16 protein-coding genes and 1 other RNA gene are annotated in these 18,263 nt (G+C 37.9%); 15 read left to right on the top strand and 2 right to left on the bottom strand.

Annotation, left to right across the window (positions count from 1 at the left end):
• Positions 1 to 46 precede the first annotated feature (46 nt).
• The 3 genes from BUB16_RS17055 to BUB16_RS17065 all read left to right on the top strand — a co-directional run bounded on the left by BUB16_RS17055 (position 47) and on the right by BUB16_RS17065 (position 3,962).
• Complete coding sequence (locus BUB16_RS17055) at positions 47 to 1,795, top strand: hypothetical protein (protein WP_170864450.1); 1,749 nt, start codon at positions 47 to 49, stop codon at positions 1,793 to 1,795.
• Positions 1,796 to 2,163: 368 nt separating this feature from the next.
• Positions 2,164 to 2,530: a transfer-messenger RNA gene (gene ssrA / locus BUB16_RS17060) on the top strand.
• Between the two features lie 217 nt (positions 2,531 to 2,747).
• Entirely contained in the window at positions 2,748 to 3,962 is a 1,215-nt protein-coding gene (locus BUB16_RS17065) for a site-specific integrase (protein ID WP_073067353.1), read from the top strand.
• Positions 3,963 to 4,032: 70 nt separating this feature from the next.
• On the opposite strand, the gene BUB16_RS17070 is transcribed toward BUB16_RS17065, so the two are convergent.
• Together BUB16_RS17070 and BUB16_RS17075 are read right to left on the bottom strand one after the other, a co-directional pair.
• The gene (locus tag BUB16_RS17070) at positions 4,033 to 5,028 is read right to left on the bottom strand and encodes an AAA family ATPase (RefSeq protein WP_073067315.1); all 996 of its coding nucleotides are present in this window, start codon (positions 5,026 to 5,028) and stop codon (positions 4,033 to 4,035) included.
• On the bottom strand, positions 5,025 to 5,324 hold the full coding sequence (locus BUB16_RS17075; protein ID WP_073067317.1) for a helix-turn-helix domain-containing protein: 300 nt from the start codon (positions 5,322 to 5,324) through the stop codon (positions 5,025 to 5,027). Before BUB16_RS17075 ends, BUB16_RS17070 begins: the two co-directional genes overlap by 4 nt.
• Positions 5,325 to 6,087: 763 nt before the next feature.
• Between BUB16_RS17075 and BUB16_RS17080 the strand changes: the two genes are divergently transcribed.
• The 12 genes from BUB16_RS17080 (at position 6,088) to BUB16_RS17130 (ending at position 18,156) form a co-directional block, all read left to right on the top strand.
• The gene (locus tag BUB16_RS17080) at positions 6,088 to 6,438 is read left to right on the top strand and encodes a hypothetical protein (RefSeq protein WP_084088390.1); all 351 of its coding nucleotides are present in this window, start codon (positions 6,088 to 6,090) and stop codon (positions 6,436 to 6,438) included.
• Positions 6,439 to 6,521: 83 nt separating this feature from the next.
• Positions 6,522 to 6,722 (top strand): hypothetical protein, encoded by a 201-nt coding sequence (locus BUB16_RS17085; protein WP_073067321.1) that lies wholly within the window; start codon positions 6,522 to 6,524, stop codon positions 6,720 to 6,722.
• Positions 6,723 to 6,827: 105 nt separating this feature from the next.
• Complete coding sequence (locus tag BUB16_RS17090) at positions 6,828 to 7,808, top strand: DUF3871 family protein (RefSeq protein ID WP_073067323.1); 981 nt, start codon at positions 6,828 to 6,830, stop codon at positions 7,806 to 7,808.
• Between the two features lie 2 nt (positions 7,809 to 7,810).
• A complete protein-coding gene (locus BUB16_RS17095) occupies positions 7,811 to 8,059 on the top strand; it encodes a hypothetical protein (protein ID WP_073067325.1) in 249 nt (82 codons plus the stop codon).
• Positions 8,060 to 8,130: 71 nt separating this feature from the next.
• Positions 8,131 to 8,298, top strand: coding sequence for a hypothetical protein (locus BUB16_RS21645; protein ID WP_170864451.1), 168 nt, complete (start codon positions 8,131 to 8,133; stop codon positions 8,296 to 8,298).
• 57 nt (positions 8,299 to 8,355) lie between these two features.
• Positions 8,356 to 8,835, top strand: a complete 480-nt coding sequence (locus BUB16_RS17100) for a JAB domain-containing protein (RefSeq protein ID WP_073067327.1) — start codon at positions 8,356 to 8,358, stop codon at positions 8,833 to 8,835.
• 93 nt (positions 8,836 to 8,928) lie between these two features.
• Positions 8,929 to 11,583, top strand: coding sequence for a DEAD/DEAH box helicase (locus BUB16_RS17105; protein WP_073067329.1), 2,655 nt, complete (start codon positions 8,929 to 8,931; stop codon positions 11,581 to 11,583).
• 13 nt (positions 11,584 to 11,596) lie between these two features.
• Complete coding sequence (locus BUB16_RS17110) at positions 11,597 to 13,783, top strand: site-specific DNA-methyltransferase (RefSeq protein ID WP_073067330.1); 2,187 nt, start codon at positions 11,597 to 11,599, stop codon at positions 13,781 to 13,783.
• Positions 13,776 to 15,107, top strand: coding sequence for a DUF4365 domain-containing protein (locus BUB16_RS17115; protein ID WP_073067332.1), 1,332 nt, complete (start codon positions 13,776 to 13,778; stop codon positions 15,105 to 15,107). Before BUB16_RS17110 ends, BUB16_RS17115 begins: the two co-directional genes overlap by 8 nt.
• On the top strand, positions 15,108 to 16,649 hold the full coding sequence (locus BUB16_RS17120) for an argonaute/piwi family protein (protein WP_073067334.1): 1,542 nt from the start codon (positions 15,108 to 15,110) through the stop codon (positions 16,647 to 16,649). It begins immediately after the preceding gene.
• Between the two features lie 111 nt (positions 16,650 to 16,760).
• Positions 16,761 to 17,540, top strand: a complete 780-nt coding sequence (locus BUB16_RS17125) for a hypothetical protein (protein ID WP_139240355.1) — start codon at positions 16,761 to 16,763, stop codon at positions 17,538 to 17,540.
• The gene (locus tag BUB16_RS17130) at positions 17,524 to 18,156 is read left to right on the top strand and encodes a ribonuclease D (protein WP_073067338.1); all 633 of its coding nucleotides are present in this window, start codon (positions 17,524 to 17,526) and stop codon (positions 18,154 to 18,156) included. Before BUB16_RS17125 ends, BUB16_RS17130 begins: the two co-directional genes overlap by 17 nt.
• Positions 18,157 to 18,263 lie beyond the last annotated feature (107 nt).

The following is an 18,263-nucleotide window of genomic DNA, read 5'->3' on the forward strand; positions in this document are numbered from 1 at the left end:
ATGAACACTAACCGGCGGCATGAACCATTATAAGATCCTTACTTCCATGGATTACAAACAGTTAAACCGTAGTTCGACATTTTCGTTTATACTGCTTCTTTTCTGTCTCACCTTGCTGGGCGCCTGCAGCACGTCCCGCCCCTATACCCTCCAGCCGGTCAAGACGTTTGATCCGGACAACAAAGACATCCCGCTTCCCGGGGAAACGGAAGAACAGTTCAGGTGGGAGACCTTGTATCTCAGCACATTTTACCAGCTTGAAAAGCCGCTGGATTTGGGCCGCTCATTCCGCGCCCTGGGTCACTGGGCCGGCATCAACGGTCCCGATGAAGCCGACAACGTGAATGTACTCGATGAAGTGCCGAATTCCAGCTGGTACAGCCGGCGGCATTACTTTGAGCCGATGGATGCCCCGGCCTTGAGACGCGGACCGCTCACCGACCCCAAACCCGACACCACCCGGCCCATAACCGTTATCCGGGGCAAGTCCGAAGGCGTCACGCCCGGCTTTACCATACGGGACGCACGGGATAACACCTACATAGTCAAGCTGGACCGCGCGGACTTCCCGGAGCTGATGTCCTCTTCGGAAGTCATAGCCACCAACATCTATTACGCTGCCGGCTATTATGTTCCCCAAAACAGCATAACGTATCTTGATCCCCGTCAGCTGGTCATAGCCGAGGACGCCACCGTTACAAGGGGGGATGAAGCCCAGCCCATGACCGAAGCGGACCTGCGGGAGATTTTGAGTAAGACGTACAGGCGGGAGGATGGCAGTATCCGCGTGCTGGCCAGCAAGTACGTTAACGGGCGTCCCCTGGGACCCTGGAACTTCAGGGGCACCAGAAAAGACGATCCCAACGACCGAATTCCCCACGAGGACCGTCGCGAGGTGCGCGGGCTCGGCGTACTCGCTTCGTGGCTCAACGACACCGACCGGCGGTCGGGCAATACGATGGCGGTTTACGTGGAGGAAGGGGGCAGGAGCTACATCCGCCATTTTCTGCTGGATATGGGATCGACGCTCGGCACGGTCGGCACCACGCTGCGGCACACGAAAAGGGGGCAGGAATACCGCTACGACCCCCGTTACATGGGACTGCTCTATGCCAGCCTGGGACTCTATGTAAAGCCCTGGGCCCGGCCCGAAGCCAAAGAACGTTCCTTCTACCCCTCGGTCGGTTATTTTGAATCCCAAATATTCAGTCCCGCCGGATGGGTGCCCAGCTACCCGAATCCCGCTTTTGAAAAGATTACCTCCCGCGACGGTTTTTGGGGAGCGAAGATGGTGATGGCCTTCTCTGATGACGATATCAGGTCCGTCGTCGAAGCCGGGGATCTTTCCGATCCTGAAGCGGAGGCCTACCTGGTACAAACGCTGAAAGAACGCAGGGACAAGATAGGCCGCTACTGGTTTGGCCGGGTCAATCCCCTGGATAAGTTCGAGAGCCGGGTGGAGGAGGGGCAATTGATACTGACCTTTGCCGACCTGGGCGTGGAGGGCGAGCTTTTTGAGGAAGATCAAACCGAATATGCGTATACCGTCACTCAGAATGGCCGGCGGTGGACAGAAAAAGGGCGCACCTCCCGGCCGGTTATTGAACTGGATATGCCGGACACTGACCTCGACCGCGCAGGACAACAGGAAGATTCTCCTCCGCCTGTTTTGAAGGTGGAGATACACACGCTGAGAGGGGGAGAGAAGCATCCCGACAAGAAGACAACGGTGTATGTGACGATCGAGAAGGGGGAGAGCAGGGCCCGGGTGGTGGGACTGCATAGGGAGGATTAGGAATTGGAATGGGGGTCGGAAGTCCATTATTGGGCGGGAAAAGGAGGTCTATATGCGAAACAATAAAACCACTGTATGCCGTGGCCGGCAGGCGATGGATGAACAGCAAACGGTAAGCAGTTCGCACGGATGAGCGGATGAAACGACAAGCACTGCAGTATTCTCATATCAAGATATAACTATGTAATAAGAGTAAAGGGAGCGGGGATAATATTGAGCATTGGGAGCATCGGAAGATATCGGCTGGCAAAATACCGCGAAATAATTGGAATGATATCCCGTTATAAATGTGTTATATTATGACAAGCTGTTGAAAGGTGAGTGAAAAAGGAAAAGCCTCAGAAGCAGCATTGGTTCTTTGACATATTGGGGGTGTAGCGGATTCGACGGAATGAGTAGAATCGCAGGCTGCATGCCGAGTTTGAGCGATGACACTCGTAAATAACATCATGCACTAAATGTAGTTGACAACAACTATTCTTATAGCCTGGCTGCGTAACGCAGCCAAGCCGTTCCCTCGGGCGCTTGCCTGTTAGTCCCGTTGGAGCGTCGATATAACAGGATAGTACGGCATCTTGCCTTCTGTCAGGTGTCGTGCGAAATCCATACAGAATAGTCTGCAGTTGTGTGTTACCGAGCGTCGCTGCAGGCGAACCTCAATTCGGTAACTAAGCATGTAGATGCTTGAACGATATACCGTTTCGGACCGGGGTTCGATTCCCCGCACCTCCACTTCTTTTCTTACATATTTCTCTAAACCCATGTAAATCCTTATCTTAAGGGTATAGAGGCCATTTTCTATATTCAAAATTTTATAGAACGTATCAGATTCTTGTCTACCTATATGGTGACCATGCACAAACATTGAGTAATGGTCACCAGAAAAAGGGTAATGGGAATAAAATTTCTGATTTCCTCTCTATTAATACTAACATTTAAAGAGGATTTCATTATGTATAGAAATATTTCCCTATCATTTCTTTTAAGAACAAATAAAACACGGAAGGATGGGACAGCTCCCATATATATGCGTATTTACCTTGAAGGTCAAAGAGCTGAATTGTCTACTGGCAGAACAATTGTACCTAAAAGATGGGATAGTAATAAACAACGTGTCAGAGGTACTAAAAATGATGCGAAAGCAATTAATTACCATTTGGATACTTTGCATACCAAGGCAATGCAGGTGCACAGTGATTTGATTGCTGAAGGAGTAAAAATAACAGTAAAAAATATTAAGCAACGTCTAAAAGGGAATAAACAAGAACAAAAAAAGTTTCTTGATGTTGTTGCTGAACATGTCACTTTGGTTGAATCTTTAGTAGGTAAGGATTATGCGAAAAGTACCTATAAAAAATACCTTACTATAAAAAAGCATCTCACGAAATTTATCAATTTCAAATACGGAAACCTTGATTTAAAAATAACGGAAGTAGATTTAGCATTTATTAGAGAATTAGAACATTATTTAAAAACAAAAAAGAAGTGTAGTCATAATACCACTCTCAAATATCTATCTCATGTTAAAAAAATTACTTCTTGGGCTCAGGAAAAAGGTTGGCTTAAACAAGATCCATTCGAGGGGTATAAGAAGAAGTATAGAAAAAAAGACCCCGTCTTCTTAGAGCATGGAGAGTTAAAAAAAATAGAAGAAAAAGAATTTTCTATAGACCGATTGGAAAGGATAAAGGATATATTTTTGTTTAGTTGTTATACCGGACTAAGTTTTTCAGACGCTGAAAATCTTTCAAAAGATCATATATATGAAGATGAATCTGGGGACAAGTGGTTAAGTACTTCAAGAACTAAAACTAAAGTTAGTGCAAATATTCCACTTATGCCTAAGGCTCAAGCGATAATAAAAAAATATGAAGAGCACCCACAAATTGAGGAAACTGGCCGGTTATTACCCTTTATCAGTAATCAAAAAACGAATGCATATCTTCAGGAAATAGCTGATCTCTGTAAAATTAACAAACACCTTACCCATCATGTTGCAAGGCATACGTTTGCGACGTCAATGTTAGAACAAGGTGTTCCTGCAGAAACGGTGCAGAAGATGATGGGACATAAAGACTTACGTTCAACAATGCACTATGCAAAAGTAACTAAGCGTAAGATTAAACAAGACATAAAAGATATAAAAGCTTTCTCAGCTACGGGGTAAATAAAAACCCGTAATACCCGTTATTGACGTTATTAATTTGTAACGTGTAATACGGGTACTACGGGTAAATTTATTCAGGGATGTTATAAAGACCCCTCTTGGGCTTTTTTAGTCTACCATTTTTTATAAGCTTCTTTAGACTTTCTTGAACGGTAGTCCCGCCCATTTTTGAAAAGTGTTCTTTTATTTCTGCTGTTTTAACTGGTCCTTCTTTCCTTTTTATATATTCAAGTATTTTATCCCTGTTTGTAGAATCTATTCTACCATCTTCTTTCTTAAGAAGATGAAATTCTGGGATGTTTTCAATCAGTTCAATTGTAAGGTTTTCAGTGATTTTAAATACCAGCACCTTTTCTTTTTCTGGTGCATACCGGTAGGCAATGTCTTTAATATACCTTTTACCAATAGTTTTATTAACACCAATCATGAATTCAGCCTCTTGGGCTAAAATTCTACTCCCGGCCAGGCTATCTATCGTAATAGGCCTGCCGTTTAGTTTTGGTGTATGGTGAATTAGTATCAAAGTTATCCCCAGTTCTTCTTTAATTTCGTTTAATTCTTTTAATAATTCTATAGCAAATTTACTGTTTTCTATCTCGCCCATATATAATCTTGACAGTGAGTCAATAAATACTATTTGAGCGCCAGACTTTTTTATGTCTGTATATAAATGTTGTCTACTTTTTGCTTTTGTGATATTAAGATATTGAGGATACTTCTCTAAGACTTTTAAATTTTTATCTATTGCTTTTCTATCTTTGTTTCCGAAAGTTTTAAACGCTTTTTTTAACCGTTCCCCTCGTCTCTGGTAGTATTCCTCTAAAGAGAGAAACAATACTTTTTCATCTGAGATATTTAATGCTGTCCCCAAAAATTGTGTATGTCTTGCTGCAATATGATATGCAAGATTTTCACACAGTATGGTTTTCCCCGTTTTTGGTGGGCCATATATGAATCCAAAGGAACCTTGTTTTATTCCTCTCCACAAAAGTGGAATAGGGGGTTCTTTTTCTACTTGTTTTATTAATTTTAAAGGAGAGGTGATTTTTCTCTCTTGGGAACTCATGAGTTCCCTGCTTGTGGAGCTTTTTCTCCATCAAGCTGGCTTTCCAGAATATGATCTATTTCTTTTCGATCATAATAATTAGTTCCAGCGAGTTTTGTGCAACTAATTATGCCCTTTGTTTTCAGAGCATGTAATTGGGAGTTTGAAATGCTCAGATATTTAGCCGCCTCTTTTGTTCGCAGCCATCTTCTTTTTTCAAGGTTTTTAAGACGGTCCAAGATTTTTTTAACTTGTCCGCTTATTTCTTCTTGTTGCTCTAACAAAGTAGAGCGCGTTATGTTATTGGTTTTACTCATAATAAAACCTTGAAATTGTGTTGTTGAAAATAACTACTACTCTTGCATCCCTTTAATTGTCCTCTGTGTGATATAGGTTCACCTTCACTAATTTTTAAACTAATGATAGAGTGAACAAGATGTTCGGGTGGCTCTAATCAACAACTATTAAAAATATCAAAGAACAAGCGACGTATTGAAAAAAATAATAAGCCGCTCTTTGCTAACGATGCTTAATCTTTAATCGTTCCAGTAAATTTGGGTATTTAAGCTCTTGAACTTTAGAATAGATCTCATCTGAGAGAGACAGTATAGACAGCCGTAGGAGTATACTCTTAACCCCTAAATAAGGAGTAGCTTGCTAACCTATCTATATGTATATGTGAATATAGTGTACTTCCATTGTAGGGTGACTAAAATAGAACCACAATATGACCACAAAAGCAGGGGTGAAATTCACAAATCAAGGCAGTCTGAGGAGTCGTAATAACATCCTGCAGCAACCATCAACCTTTGTTGCAGGGTAAGAAGAACCACAAAATTGTCTGAAAATTCGCCCGCAGCGGTATCCATAAAAGAGGGGTACCGCTGTAACAAAATCCCACCTCTTTTTATCACGGTTTGTCTTATAGTCTCGGGTGCAAAATGTTGATGTGTATCCAGGCTTACAGAGCACCTTAGAGGATAGCCCCCGCTGGAGATTGAATTAAAAGGGTACCCCCGGGTTTCAGAAAGCAGCTCGCATTAAGGGTACTCTTCAATCTTAAACAAAATGGAGTCTATTATGGTTACTATAGTCGATTATAAAAAGCACATCAACCACAACAATGAAGAATTCTACTCTTTTGTACTTCGCGGGGAGCTGGAAATTGTCACTTCGAAGGAGGGCAATAGATATGCCACCGCAAGGAAGGCAACAATTCCTACCACGTTTGATGAGCTGCTCTGCGGAGATTTTAAGGGCAAGAAGCTTCCGGGGACTATCGAAAAGGTTCCCTGTGAACCCTACGACTACAAACTACCTGAAACCGGGGAGGTGATTACCCTCGAGCACACATGGGAATATAATCCTGAGCCTGTATCCACGGAAGAGCATGTCTTTGAAAATGGGCAACAGGAAAAATTTCCTGCATAATAACAACGGGTAACATCGTAATTACAGCAGAAGAGGCAGGATGAATAGTCCTGCCTTTTTTTTAATTCACAACGGAGGTACTTATGTCACAAAGTAAAGGACCCGGAGGATGCCTGGTAACACTTGTCATCTTACTGGTGCTGCTTGGACTGGTGGGAATACTGGACTGGGCAGCAGTCGGTGAAGGAATTGAATGGATAGGAGCATTTGTAGCGGCATCCCTTATTGTCGGCCTTATGATGTATCTATGGATTACATTCTTTTCCAGCGATGAGGGCAGCTGACCTACAAGGTCAGTCGTGTTACTACATTTACACATTATAAGAATCAGAAGGTGAGCAGATAGCTCACCTTTTTTTATTTCTCTAACAATCAAACACTATAAAACGATGGAACATACACTTGCACGCAATACTTCAGATCACCCTACAGCAAGGAAAAAGGAAGAAAGAAATAGCAGTCCTTTTATTGAAGCTAATACGAAAGCAGTTGGGTTACAAGAAATGACGGATAACCACATTATCCCTGTGTTCATTAAGGATAATGAACCGCTTATATCACACGCTGAGTTTATCGACAGAACTGTGGGCATAGTCCACCATGCCTTTGAGGGAGAAACCGTAGGAGGGCCCGATATCAGGGTATCTCATCCAGTTAAAGGCCGGATACCTTCAGCAAAGGGAAAGCCTGCTGATCAGCTGGAAGAAAATGAGAAGACGCTCTACTATGAGAGAATGGCATTTGTCATACAGATTCCCTCTATCACGCAGCAGATACGCGAGGATACCCTGAATTTAACGGTGGGAGGAGTAAAAGCCTACAATATAGATAACCTCAATAGCCGAAAAGGAGCCCCTGAGCATTTTAAAATCTTCATCGGGTTTATCAACAAGGTATGCACAAACCTTTGTGTCTGGACTAATGGTTTTTCGCAGACCATTCAGGTGGACAACCCCCGTGACCTTGAAGGGAAGATATATAATCTGGTGAGTGAGTTCAGTTATTCAAGCCAGTCTACCAACCTAAACAGGTACCAGGAGTACCAGCTTTCCGAAGAGCAGTTTGCCCAGCTTATAGGAAGAGCAAGGCTATATCAATACTTGCCATCCCAGCAGAAGAAAGGATTGCCGGAATTAACGCTTAATGATACGCAGATAGCTACCGTAGCTAAAGAGTATTATAACAACGATCACTTTGGCGGTGATCCTGCCGGGAGCATTAATCTGTGGGACTTATATAACCTGTTTACCGAGGCCAACAAGTCCTCATACATTGACACCTTCCTGGACAGAGGCGTGAATGCTTATCAGTTTACGGCTCAGATAGCCGAGGCTTTGGAGAAGGAATCCGACTTCTGGTTCCTCAATTAGTTATGAGCGATAAGCTAATTGAGGATATCAACAAATATACGAACTCAGACAGCCTCTTGGTGCATACCCAGACCAAGGGGTTAATTCGCCTGTATTGCCCGTTTACCGTAAAAGTTATTCAATCCGTGGATAGCTATATGGTAGGAGAGGAGCTGGAAGTAGTAAAGGTAAAAGTATCGCCTGACTTAGACCTCGTTTACGTCATTGGTAACACCGGATACTACCATTACTATTTTTCCATACAGATATAAGGGGATTCTCACCTATAACTTCAACCATCCAATATCATGAACAGTAACCTTATCCAGGCTATAGAAAAGCTATGCAGTTCCGGGAAATAGATCCGGAGGCCATAAGCAGCGTAGACAGTACGCTTGGCTTTATCTGGTTTAAAGCTGATGGCAGAACCTATTACCTGGGCATTGAGCAGGTCGACTTTGACCTTGACCAATGTTCAGGTGTAACAAAACCAACCAAAACAACAAAATAACCTGTGGAGGGGAGCCTTTGCGGCTCCCTTTTACTTTAAAAATAAAGAGAACATAAAATGACTACTCAGAGCAATAATAATATAGAAAAATCACCATCACTTGCAGAAGTCAAACTAAAATATAAAAACAACCAACCCATAGAATCTTTCTCAGAAATTACCTCCCCTGAAAAAGCAGAACAGGTATTGCGTGAAATATGGGATACCGATAGCATCCAGTTAAAAGAGGAATTTATAGTGCTACTCCTAAATAATGCCAAGAAGCTATTAGGTTGGAGTAAAATAAGCTCAGGAGGAACAACAGCTACGATTGTAGATCCGGCTACGGTATTTCAGGTGGCTCTGCTTGCCAATGCGACATCTATTATCCTGGCGCACAATCATCCAAGTGGAAATATTAATCCTTCACAAGCAGATAAGAACCTAACAAAAAGGATTAAGGAATCGGGTAAGATGCTGGGAATATCTGTAGAAGATCATTTGATACTGACATTGGAAACATGTATCTCTTTTAGAGAAAAAGAAATCATTTGGTAGGAAGGTTACTCCTTCCTACTTTCAAAATAATTGTATTTTATTACCATAATGGACATGCAAAACACGTTGGTTCGATTAAGTTATAAATAAATTATGGAATTTACCCCTTTTGATATATTAGATCCCAAAGTTCGTTGGAAACCTTCAGAGCAGATATCTTTAGAAGAAGAACAACAGCTTTTACCACCGTTAGTCCTTAAAATTCGAAAAGAAGTTCAGGAATGGAGAGACAGTGGATATAAGGGGGCTTCCCAAACAACAAAAGATCTATTTTCTTATTGGTTTGATGTAGAGCACGAAGTTGAGGGTAATAAATTCCAGTTTTTCTTTAGCCAACGGGAAGCAATAGAATCCATCATTTACCTCTATGAAAAAAAAGAAGCCCGTGATAAGTATGATTTAATGCGCTTTGATAATTCGGGGATGGTTTCTACAGGTATGTTTGATGAAACGTGGCCACGATATGTCATTAAAGCGGCTACAGGATCTGGAAAGACGAAGGTTATGGGGTTAGCTATAGTATGGTCATACTTCCAAAATCTGTACGAAGAAGATTCAGAGCTTGCAAAAAACTTCTTGGTAATTGCCCCTAATATCATTGTTTTGAATAGGCTGAAGACCGATTTTGAAGGTCTAAAGATGTTTCGAAATGAGCCATTTATTCCTGAAAATGGTTTCCGAGATAAACATTGGCAAAATGATTTTCAACCTACCTTACATATCCAGGATGAGATTAAACCCTTAAGTAATAAAGGGAATATCTTTCTGAGTAATATTCACAGGGTGTATATGACAGAAGATTCAGAGCCGACCCTTGAAGAGCAGTTTTTAGGTAGTAAACCAAAGGCTGATGCCGATACCGATAAAGGCGTAGATCTGGATGAGATTTTACGAAGTAAGGAGCTGAATAACCTAATGGTACTCAATGATGAAGCCCATCACATTCATGACAGCAAGCTCCAGTGGTTCCAGAGTATTCAGGACATCAATAATAAGATGAAGCTTCAGCATGATCGTGGACTCTCCCTTCAGGTAGATTTTACGGCTACGCCAAAAGATCAAAATGGTGCTATCTTTGTACAGACCATTAGTGACTATCCTCTTGTTGAAGCCATTAAACAAAATGTGGTTAAAACACCTGTTCTACCTGATGAAGCAAGTCGAAGTAAGTTAGAGGAGAAGGACTCCAGCAACGTTGTAGAGCAATATCGGGACTATATTGATCTTGGTTATCAGGAATGGAAACAACAGTATGAAGATCTAAAAAGTCAGCGAAAGCCCATACTGTTTGTGATGGCAAATAAAACAAAGGAAGCAGATAAAATAGCGGAATATCTGGAGTCTCATTATCAAGAGATGAAAGATAAGGTCTTAGTGATTCATACAGATAGAAGTGGAAGAATAAAAGAGGATGTTAAAAGCCGGCAGGATGAAGTTGAAATGCTTAGAAAAGCGGCAAATGAAGTTGATGATCCTCATTCACCATATAGAGCAATTGTGTCAGTTTTAATGCTTCGTGAAGGATGGGATGTGCAAAATGTAAGTACTATAGTTGGATTACGGCCATTTTCTGCTGATTCCAAGATTCTGCCTGAACAGGCATTGGGTAGAGGTCTTCGGAAGATGTTTGATCTTCAAACGAAAGAAGAGCTTGTGGTCATTGGTACCGATCCTTTTATAGAGTTTGTAGAGTCCATCAAAACTGAAGGAGTGGAATTTAACTATCGTCCAATGAACTTAAAGTCTCGTTCGGATCAAAAAAATCCCATTATAGTTGAGGTGGATGAAGATAATCCTGATAAAAATTTAGATGAGCTTGATATTCAATTGCCTATAATGACTCCACGAATTTATCGGGAGTATAAAAACTTGGAATTGATAAATTTAGAAGAACTGTCGTTTGATCCACTTTCTTACAAAGAATTTAGTGAAGAGGAGAAGCGAGAAATAGTGTTTCGAGATCTGGACGGGGAGATATCCCATGCTACTGAGTTTAGTAGTACATTGCCTGACTATCGAAATATGATATCATTTTTTGCAAAAAGAATTCTCAAAGATAATCGTTTGGTTAGTGGCTTTAATGTCTTATACCCCAAAGTTGAATCTTTTATCCGGGAATATTTATTTGGGCAAGAGGTTGATCTTGAAGATGCTAATACGCTTAGAAACATGTCTCGCCCTAAGGTGCCTCAAACCATTAAAAGCGCGTTTAAGAAAGCTATTGATGAGCTGACGGTAAAAGATAAAGGTAGTGCTGAAATTCACCGTCATATTAGGCTAAGAGATGTTAAACCAAAAGTGTTCAGTAATCGTAAATTTGTTAAGCCAAGTAAAAGTGTTTTTAATAAGGTGGTTTCAGAACATGACAATGAGTTTGAGCTATCCTTTTCCTCTTTCTTAGATAAGATTGATGGTGTCAAGAGTTTTGCAAAGAATACAAATGCGGTAAACTTTACGGTGGAGTATCAGAAAGAGGATAAAAATATTAGTAATTATCAGCCTGACTTCTTTATTAAGGCTGAGGATGAAGCAGTCGTATATATCGTTGAAACCAAGGGTCGAGAAGATTTAGATGCCTTTAATAAGTTTAACCGTTTGGAAAGATGGTGCAAAGACGTAAATGAAGCAGGTGCAAAATATGAGTTTAAACCCATTTATATTCAACAGAACGAATGGGAAGAGTACAAGAAAAAAATTAAACACTTGGACGATATTATTAACCTATTCCCCCAATCAATTGAAGCGTAGATAACCCTGATATATGAGTATTGAAGATCTATCCGAAAAAGAAAAAAGCAAAATTATTGATTATATCAAGAACGATGAAAATTTACCGAAAGAATATATCTATAAACTATTTTCGGACGATGAAGATGTATTTTTGTTTTGGAATGGTCGTAATGAAGAACCAACGAATATAGTTCTTCCATTTCATTCTATTGAGCATATTGATGAACCCAGAAAGGAAAAGATAGAGGGTTCTGGTGAGCTGTTTGATAATAGAGGAAGACAAATAGAAGGATGGACGAATAAGTTAATTTGGGGAGATAATAAGCTTATTCTTTCTTCTCTGGTTAATGGACCAATAAGAGAGCAAATTGAAGACCAAGGCGGTTTAAAACTTATTTATATAGATCCTCCTTTTGCAGTTGGAGCAGATTTTTCCTTCTCGATTGATCTCAATGGTGAAGATATAACAAAGCAACAGTCAATAGTTGAAGAAATAGCTTATAGGGATACATGGGGAAGAGGAGTATCATCATATTTGAATATGATGTATGAAAGGTTGAAAATTATGTACGACCTGTTAGCTACTAATGGTTCAATATATGTTCATTGTGATTGGAGGTTGGACAGTTATCTAAAACTATTATTGGATGAAATATTTTCTTCAAATTATAGAGGTGAAATAATCTGGAAAAAAGATGCTGTTGGTAAAGGAGCTAAAAAGAATGCAGATCATTGGCCTAAGACATTTGATAAAATCTATTGTTACAGTAAGACTGATAACTACACATTTAATTTCTTAGGTGCAGATTTAACTGAAAAGCAATTAAAAGAATTTAGATATGAAGATCCAGATGGAAGGAAATTTAAGAGGACTACACTTGGAGATTATTCGGATGAGTCTATTAAAAAAATGGAAAAGCAAAATCTAATATATACATCATCAAGCGGTAAAAAATATAAGAAGTACTATCTTGATGAATACACAATTCAGCAAGATTCATTATGGATGGATATACCTGGGTTTGGAGTTGCTACAGCTTCAAAAGAAAGAGTGGGATATCCCACTCAAAAACCCGAAGAAATTTTAGAAAGGATATTAGAGGTAAGTTCTAATCAAGGAAATTTGGTTGCTGACTTCTTTTGTGGAAGTGGTACTCTTCCAGCAGTAGCAGAAAAAAAGAATAGAAAATGGATAGCCGCTGATCTTGGTCGCTTCGCTATTCATACAACACGAAAAAGGATGATTGATGTACAAAGGGCATTGAAGGAGAAAGGTGAAGATTATAGAGCCTTCCAGTTATTGAATTTGGGTAAGTATGAGCGACAACACTTCTTTGGAGTTCCAACTAATGTTTCTGAGGAGAAGCAACAACAAATTTTAGAAGTAAAGCAGGAAAAGTATATTAGCTTAATTTTAGAAGGCTATTCTGCAATCAAAGTAGATGGATATAAATATTTACATGGGAAACGAGCCACACGTTTTGTCCATGTTGGTCCTTTAAATATTCCCGTGACACGTGATCTTGTCGAATCTGTTTATCAAGAGTGCAAAGATGATATTATAACTCAAGTAGATATTCTTGGTTTTGAATTTGAGATGGGATTAGCACCTTTTGTAGAAGAACAGATGAAAGATAAAGGTGTAGATATTCGCCTTAAAAATATTCCCCGAGAAGTCTTTGATCCCAGAGCTGTTGAAAAAGGTCAAGTTAAGTTCTTTGATGTAGCTTATTTAGATGCTGATACCGAGGTTGATGGTAAGGAAGTCCATGTTACTCTTTCAAACTTTGTAACCAGCTATACACAAGATGATATTGAAGAAGTAGAAAACAATCTTCGAAAAGGGAGCTCAAAAATAGTTATTGAAAGTGGTGAGATCATAAAAGTTACCAAAGAAGGAGATGGTATTTATAACAGGGAGTCACTTACAAACTCTTGGACAGATTGGATTGATTACTGGGCTGTTGATTTCAATTACGAAAGCAATAAAGAGATAATTAAAGTTGAAGAAGATGGAGAATTAAAAGAGAAGTGGACGGGTAATTATATCTTCGAAAACGAGTGGCAGAGCTTTCGTACTAAACAGGATAATGAGTTAGAATTGACTTCTGCTCCTCATGAATACAAAGAACCTGGACGGTATAAAATTATGGTGAAAGTAGTAGATATTTTGGGAGTTGACACATCACAGGTGTTTGAGGTGAAGGTAGATGGGTAAAATAGTAAATGAAAGCCATATAGTCGGTAAGGAAGGTGTAAATGCATTTGAAAGATATTGCTTAGAACATAAGCCGACTATATTATGGAGAGAAGAAAACGTTAATGATTTTGGTATTGATGGTGAGGTTGAGTTAACAAGAGTCAATGAACGGGGAAAGGAAGAAGTAACGGGCAAGATAATTAAAGTTCAAATCAAGTCCTCTAAATATAGTAGTTATATTTTTAATGAAGATGATACCAGTTTTAAATTTAGAGCTAAATCACAAGATTATGAGTATTGGGAAAATCACAATCTGGATGTAGTCTTGGTTTATTATGATGCCAATAATAAAAAATTATATGGTAAGAAAATCACTCCATTGCAGAAGGAAAAATTTAAAAAAACCGTTCCCATAGAATTCTCTAAAAAGGAGAATCTACTGAGGAGAGAAGAAAATAACTTCACCAGTAAGTTTGGTGATCATTTACTTCCACGCTTAGAATTTGGTGTAAACAATAAGCTCATTTCAAATATATTTCCTCTTGTTGAGACTCCTAAATCAGTTTATGTATATAAATCTAAATACAAAAATTTCAATAAGATTTTAAAGCTAACAAAAGGTCATGGATTCCCAATTATTAGCTTACGATCTGATGAAATTGTATTGATTACTAAACCAACAAATTACAGTTACTTCAATAATAATATTATAAAGAAGAAAATAGGCGAATATAGATATGAGGATTTTATAAATGATAAAGAGAATAGAAAGAGAATTGTCGAGATTTATAGAAAACTCTTTGGATCATATTGTAATGAAAGAGGGATAGGTTATAATAAAAAATTTAGAAGATACTACTTTTTAAAAAATGCAGATAAAAAGAATCGAAAAGAAAGTTATGAGCCACGTTTAAGTAAGCAGGATTCGGTAGAACGTTCAGTTGTAAAGTTTATGAATTACTATGGAATCAATTTTTATAAACATGATGGATTTAGTACTTATTTTCTATATATAAACGATAGAATATATATTACTATTATTCCGCGATTATTATATACAGAAGATGGAGAAAAACCTTTAGATGATAAAAAGCTTGTAACCAAGTTAGCTGGTTATATTAAATCAAGAAAATTTAATAATCATGTGGTGAACGACCTTTACTTTTTATTCAAATATTTATCAAAAGGTGGAAATAGAATTTACGTTGCTAATTTCGGTAATTGTAAATTTTGTATAGGTAAATCAATGAATTTTGAAGTCAATTACGGGATCAGAAAAAAGAAAAACGAGGAAAGTTCAATAATTGACGAATCAGACACTCAAAAGGAATTATTTGAATAGATGGAAGTAGAATATTTAAAAGAGCCTAAAATTGAATTTGCAGATGAATTTCTGTGTGAAGACCCTAAAACAGGTATTTCTGTTGCTGGGTTTTATTCACTTACTGATAATACTCATAGATCAGAAATTCACTACGCAACAATTGGCACTCAACAGAATATCCAGGATCTAAGTGATTGGCTCGATAAACTCAAACAACGTATAACAGCTACTGAAAAGGTTAACGAAATGTCTGACTCTTCTGAAATAAGTGAGGAAGGTGAAGTTATAAGTTTGTTTAATAGCGAGGATTTACCCTCAGAAGAAGAATTTATATCAAAAGAAGTAAGTAAAAAATTAAATCCTGATTTTCCAGGGTTCAACAAGGATTCTGTATTTAAAAGTGAATTCTTAAATAATGAAACAAACAATATTTCAATAAAAGATAATCATTTAAAAAATATTTTAGAATCAGATGACCCTAAAATAAATAAGCAACAGTCTTTAATAGAATTATTTGAAGATGCATACAAAAAGCTACTAAAAAATTATATCACTAAACCAGATGTATGTTTTCTTATAATTCCAGATTCAGTATTTAAAAAATTTTCATCTGTTCAGGTTGGGAACATATATTTGAACTTTAGAAGAAAATTAAAAGCTACATTGATGCAATGTTCCAATGATGTGCCTGTGCAACTTCTTTTAGAAGGTACGATTCGAGAAAAGAAAAGTGGTTTGCAAGATCTATCAATGGTTGCTTGGAATTTTGTTGTAGCACAATATTACAAAACTGCCAATTGTATACCTTGGTCATTGACGAATATTGATAAAAACACGTGTTTTATTGGGATTAGTTTTCATAGAGTTATAGAGAGCGACTCATCAACCTTGAGATCGAGTGTCGCACAAGCATTTAACAGAGATGGTAAAGGACTGGTTTTTACCGGAAAACAATTTAGTTGGGATAAGAAAAAGACCCGGGTGAATGCACCTCACCTTAAATACAACTATGCAAAAGAACTGACTAAAAAAGTCTTACAAAATTATATAGAAATCAATAAACACACTCCTTCTCGTATAGTTTTACATAAAACAACTGACTTTTGGGACAGTTTCGATCACCCCAATTATGCAGAAATTGAGGGATTTACGGATGGAATAAAGGATGTTCTTCCAAATGAAGTAACTATTGATTTTGTGACAATAAGATCTTCTAATATTAGGCTGCTAAATGAAAATGATAAATATCCAGTAATTAGGGGGACATTATTGAATTTGGCAGATCATGAGGGAGTACTTTATACTAATGGATTTATCCCATTCCAAGAAACTTATCCCGGGCATCATATTCCAGCACCACTGCTCATAAAGAAACAAGGAGAAACTACTCTACGCAATATTTCGAAAGAAATAATGGCTTTAACTAAACTTAACTTCAATAATTGCAATTACTATAATAGTCTTCCTATTACTATAAGCTTTGCTAAAAAGGTTGGAGAAATAATACAATATCTGCCTGAGAATTTCGAACCACCATTTAAATATTTTTATTATATGTAAAACTATATTGGATATTTACTTCAAATAACAAGTAAAACAATAACTATTTGAATATTAAATGGTTTAGTAACTTTTTTATTAATTTATACCGTTAAACGTTATTCTCAAAACATGGGTTTTAATTTAAATTACCGTACCAGTTTTTGGACATTGTTTTTTATAAGCTTAGGTGGATTGCTCTTGTTACTTGCCAATGTGATTGAAGAATATAAGATCTGGCCATCTTTTTTATCTCAACTTGCAGCAATCATGATGGTTTCTGCAGTGATCAATTATATATTGGAAGAGTATAAGATGGAGAGTATTGCAAATCGTATTGAAGATGTAGCAATTTTATCTAACGATATAAGTTCTTCTGGGCTTGTTGCAATTCCCCAAGATCAAGATTTTTCTCATAATGTTAATTGGAATCAATATTTTGAAGGGGTTAGAGAATTAGATCTTTTTGTAAGCTACGCCAATAGCTGGCGAAATAATCATATCAGTCACTTTAAAAAATTAGCAAAAAGGAGAAATTCAAGTGTAAGTGTCATTTTACCTGACTTAGAAGATAGTGATGTGATTTCTGAATTGTCTAGAAGGTATGATTATACTGTAGAATCAGGTAAGGTAAAAGAAAAAATTGCGACGGCAATTAAAGAATATCAGTACATATTTAATGAGAAAACTCATGCAAAATTTAAAATTTACTTAACTAAAGTTACTCCAGTATACTCATTTTATAGGTTTGACAGGATTGGTATTTTAGCTACATATAAGCATAAAAAAGAAAGAGGTGGTGTGCCAACTTTAGTTTTTAAAGAAGGTGGAACCTTATATGACTTTTTGGAAAAGGAATTGAAATACTTAAAAAACCACTCGAGATTAATTTCGGATGAAGAAGGAAATTAAGAAAAACGTTACATTATTTGAAAATGACATAGACCCAGACTTCCTGTATTCATTATTGGGTAATAATTATGTTTCAATTGATATAGAAACCTCAGGATTAGACTGGAAGGAGGATAAAATTGCCACTATTCAGATTTTCACATGTGGGAATATTGCAATAATTAAAATTCAAAATCAAGACTATTCTCCCGATAACCTCATTCATTTGTTTAAAAATAAAAACGTCTTAAAAATTTTCCATCATGCAATGTTTGATATAAGATTTATGACGAATAAATGGGGTAGAGTGTTTAGCAATATTGCATGTACAAAAGTAGCATCAAAATTAGTTAACAATAAAGCAAAAGACCACAGTCTGAAAAAACTCCTTCGAGATCGTTTACAAGTTGGAATTCAAAAAGAATTGTGGAGTAGCAACTGGTTTAAGAGTTCACTTACTGACGCTCAGGTTAAGTATGCAGTAGATGATGTTCGGTATTTACGTGAACTCTATAGAAGTTTGAAAAGAGAAATTGAAAAAGAACAAAAGACAGAGCTGATGCAGGCCTGCTTTGACTTTATACCTAAATTAGCGTGGTTGCAAGTTAATGGCTATGAAGGTGTATTTGAATATTAAGGTAGTGTAAACTGTAATAGCCACGACTTGATCTGACAGTCAGCCGTTAGAAGTTGGTTTTAGTTGTCAGGTTAATCTCATCTGAGTTTGGCTCTTCCAGAGCTGGT

The sequence above is a fragment of the Fodinibius roseus genome (genome assembly GCF_900129315.1).
In the GTDB taxonomy this organism is placed as follows: Bacteria; Bacteroidota; Rhodothermia; order Balneolales; family Balneolaceae; genus Fodinibius; species Fodinibius roseus.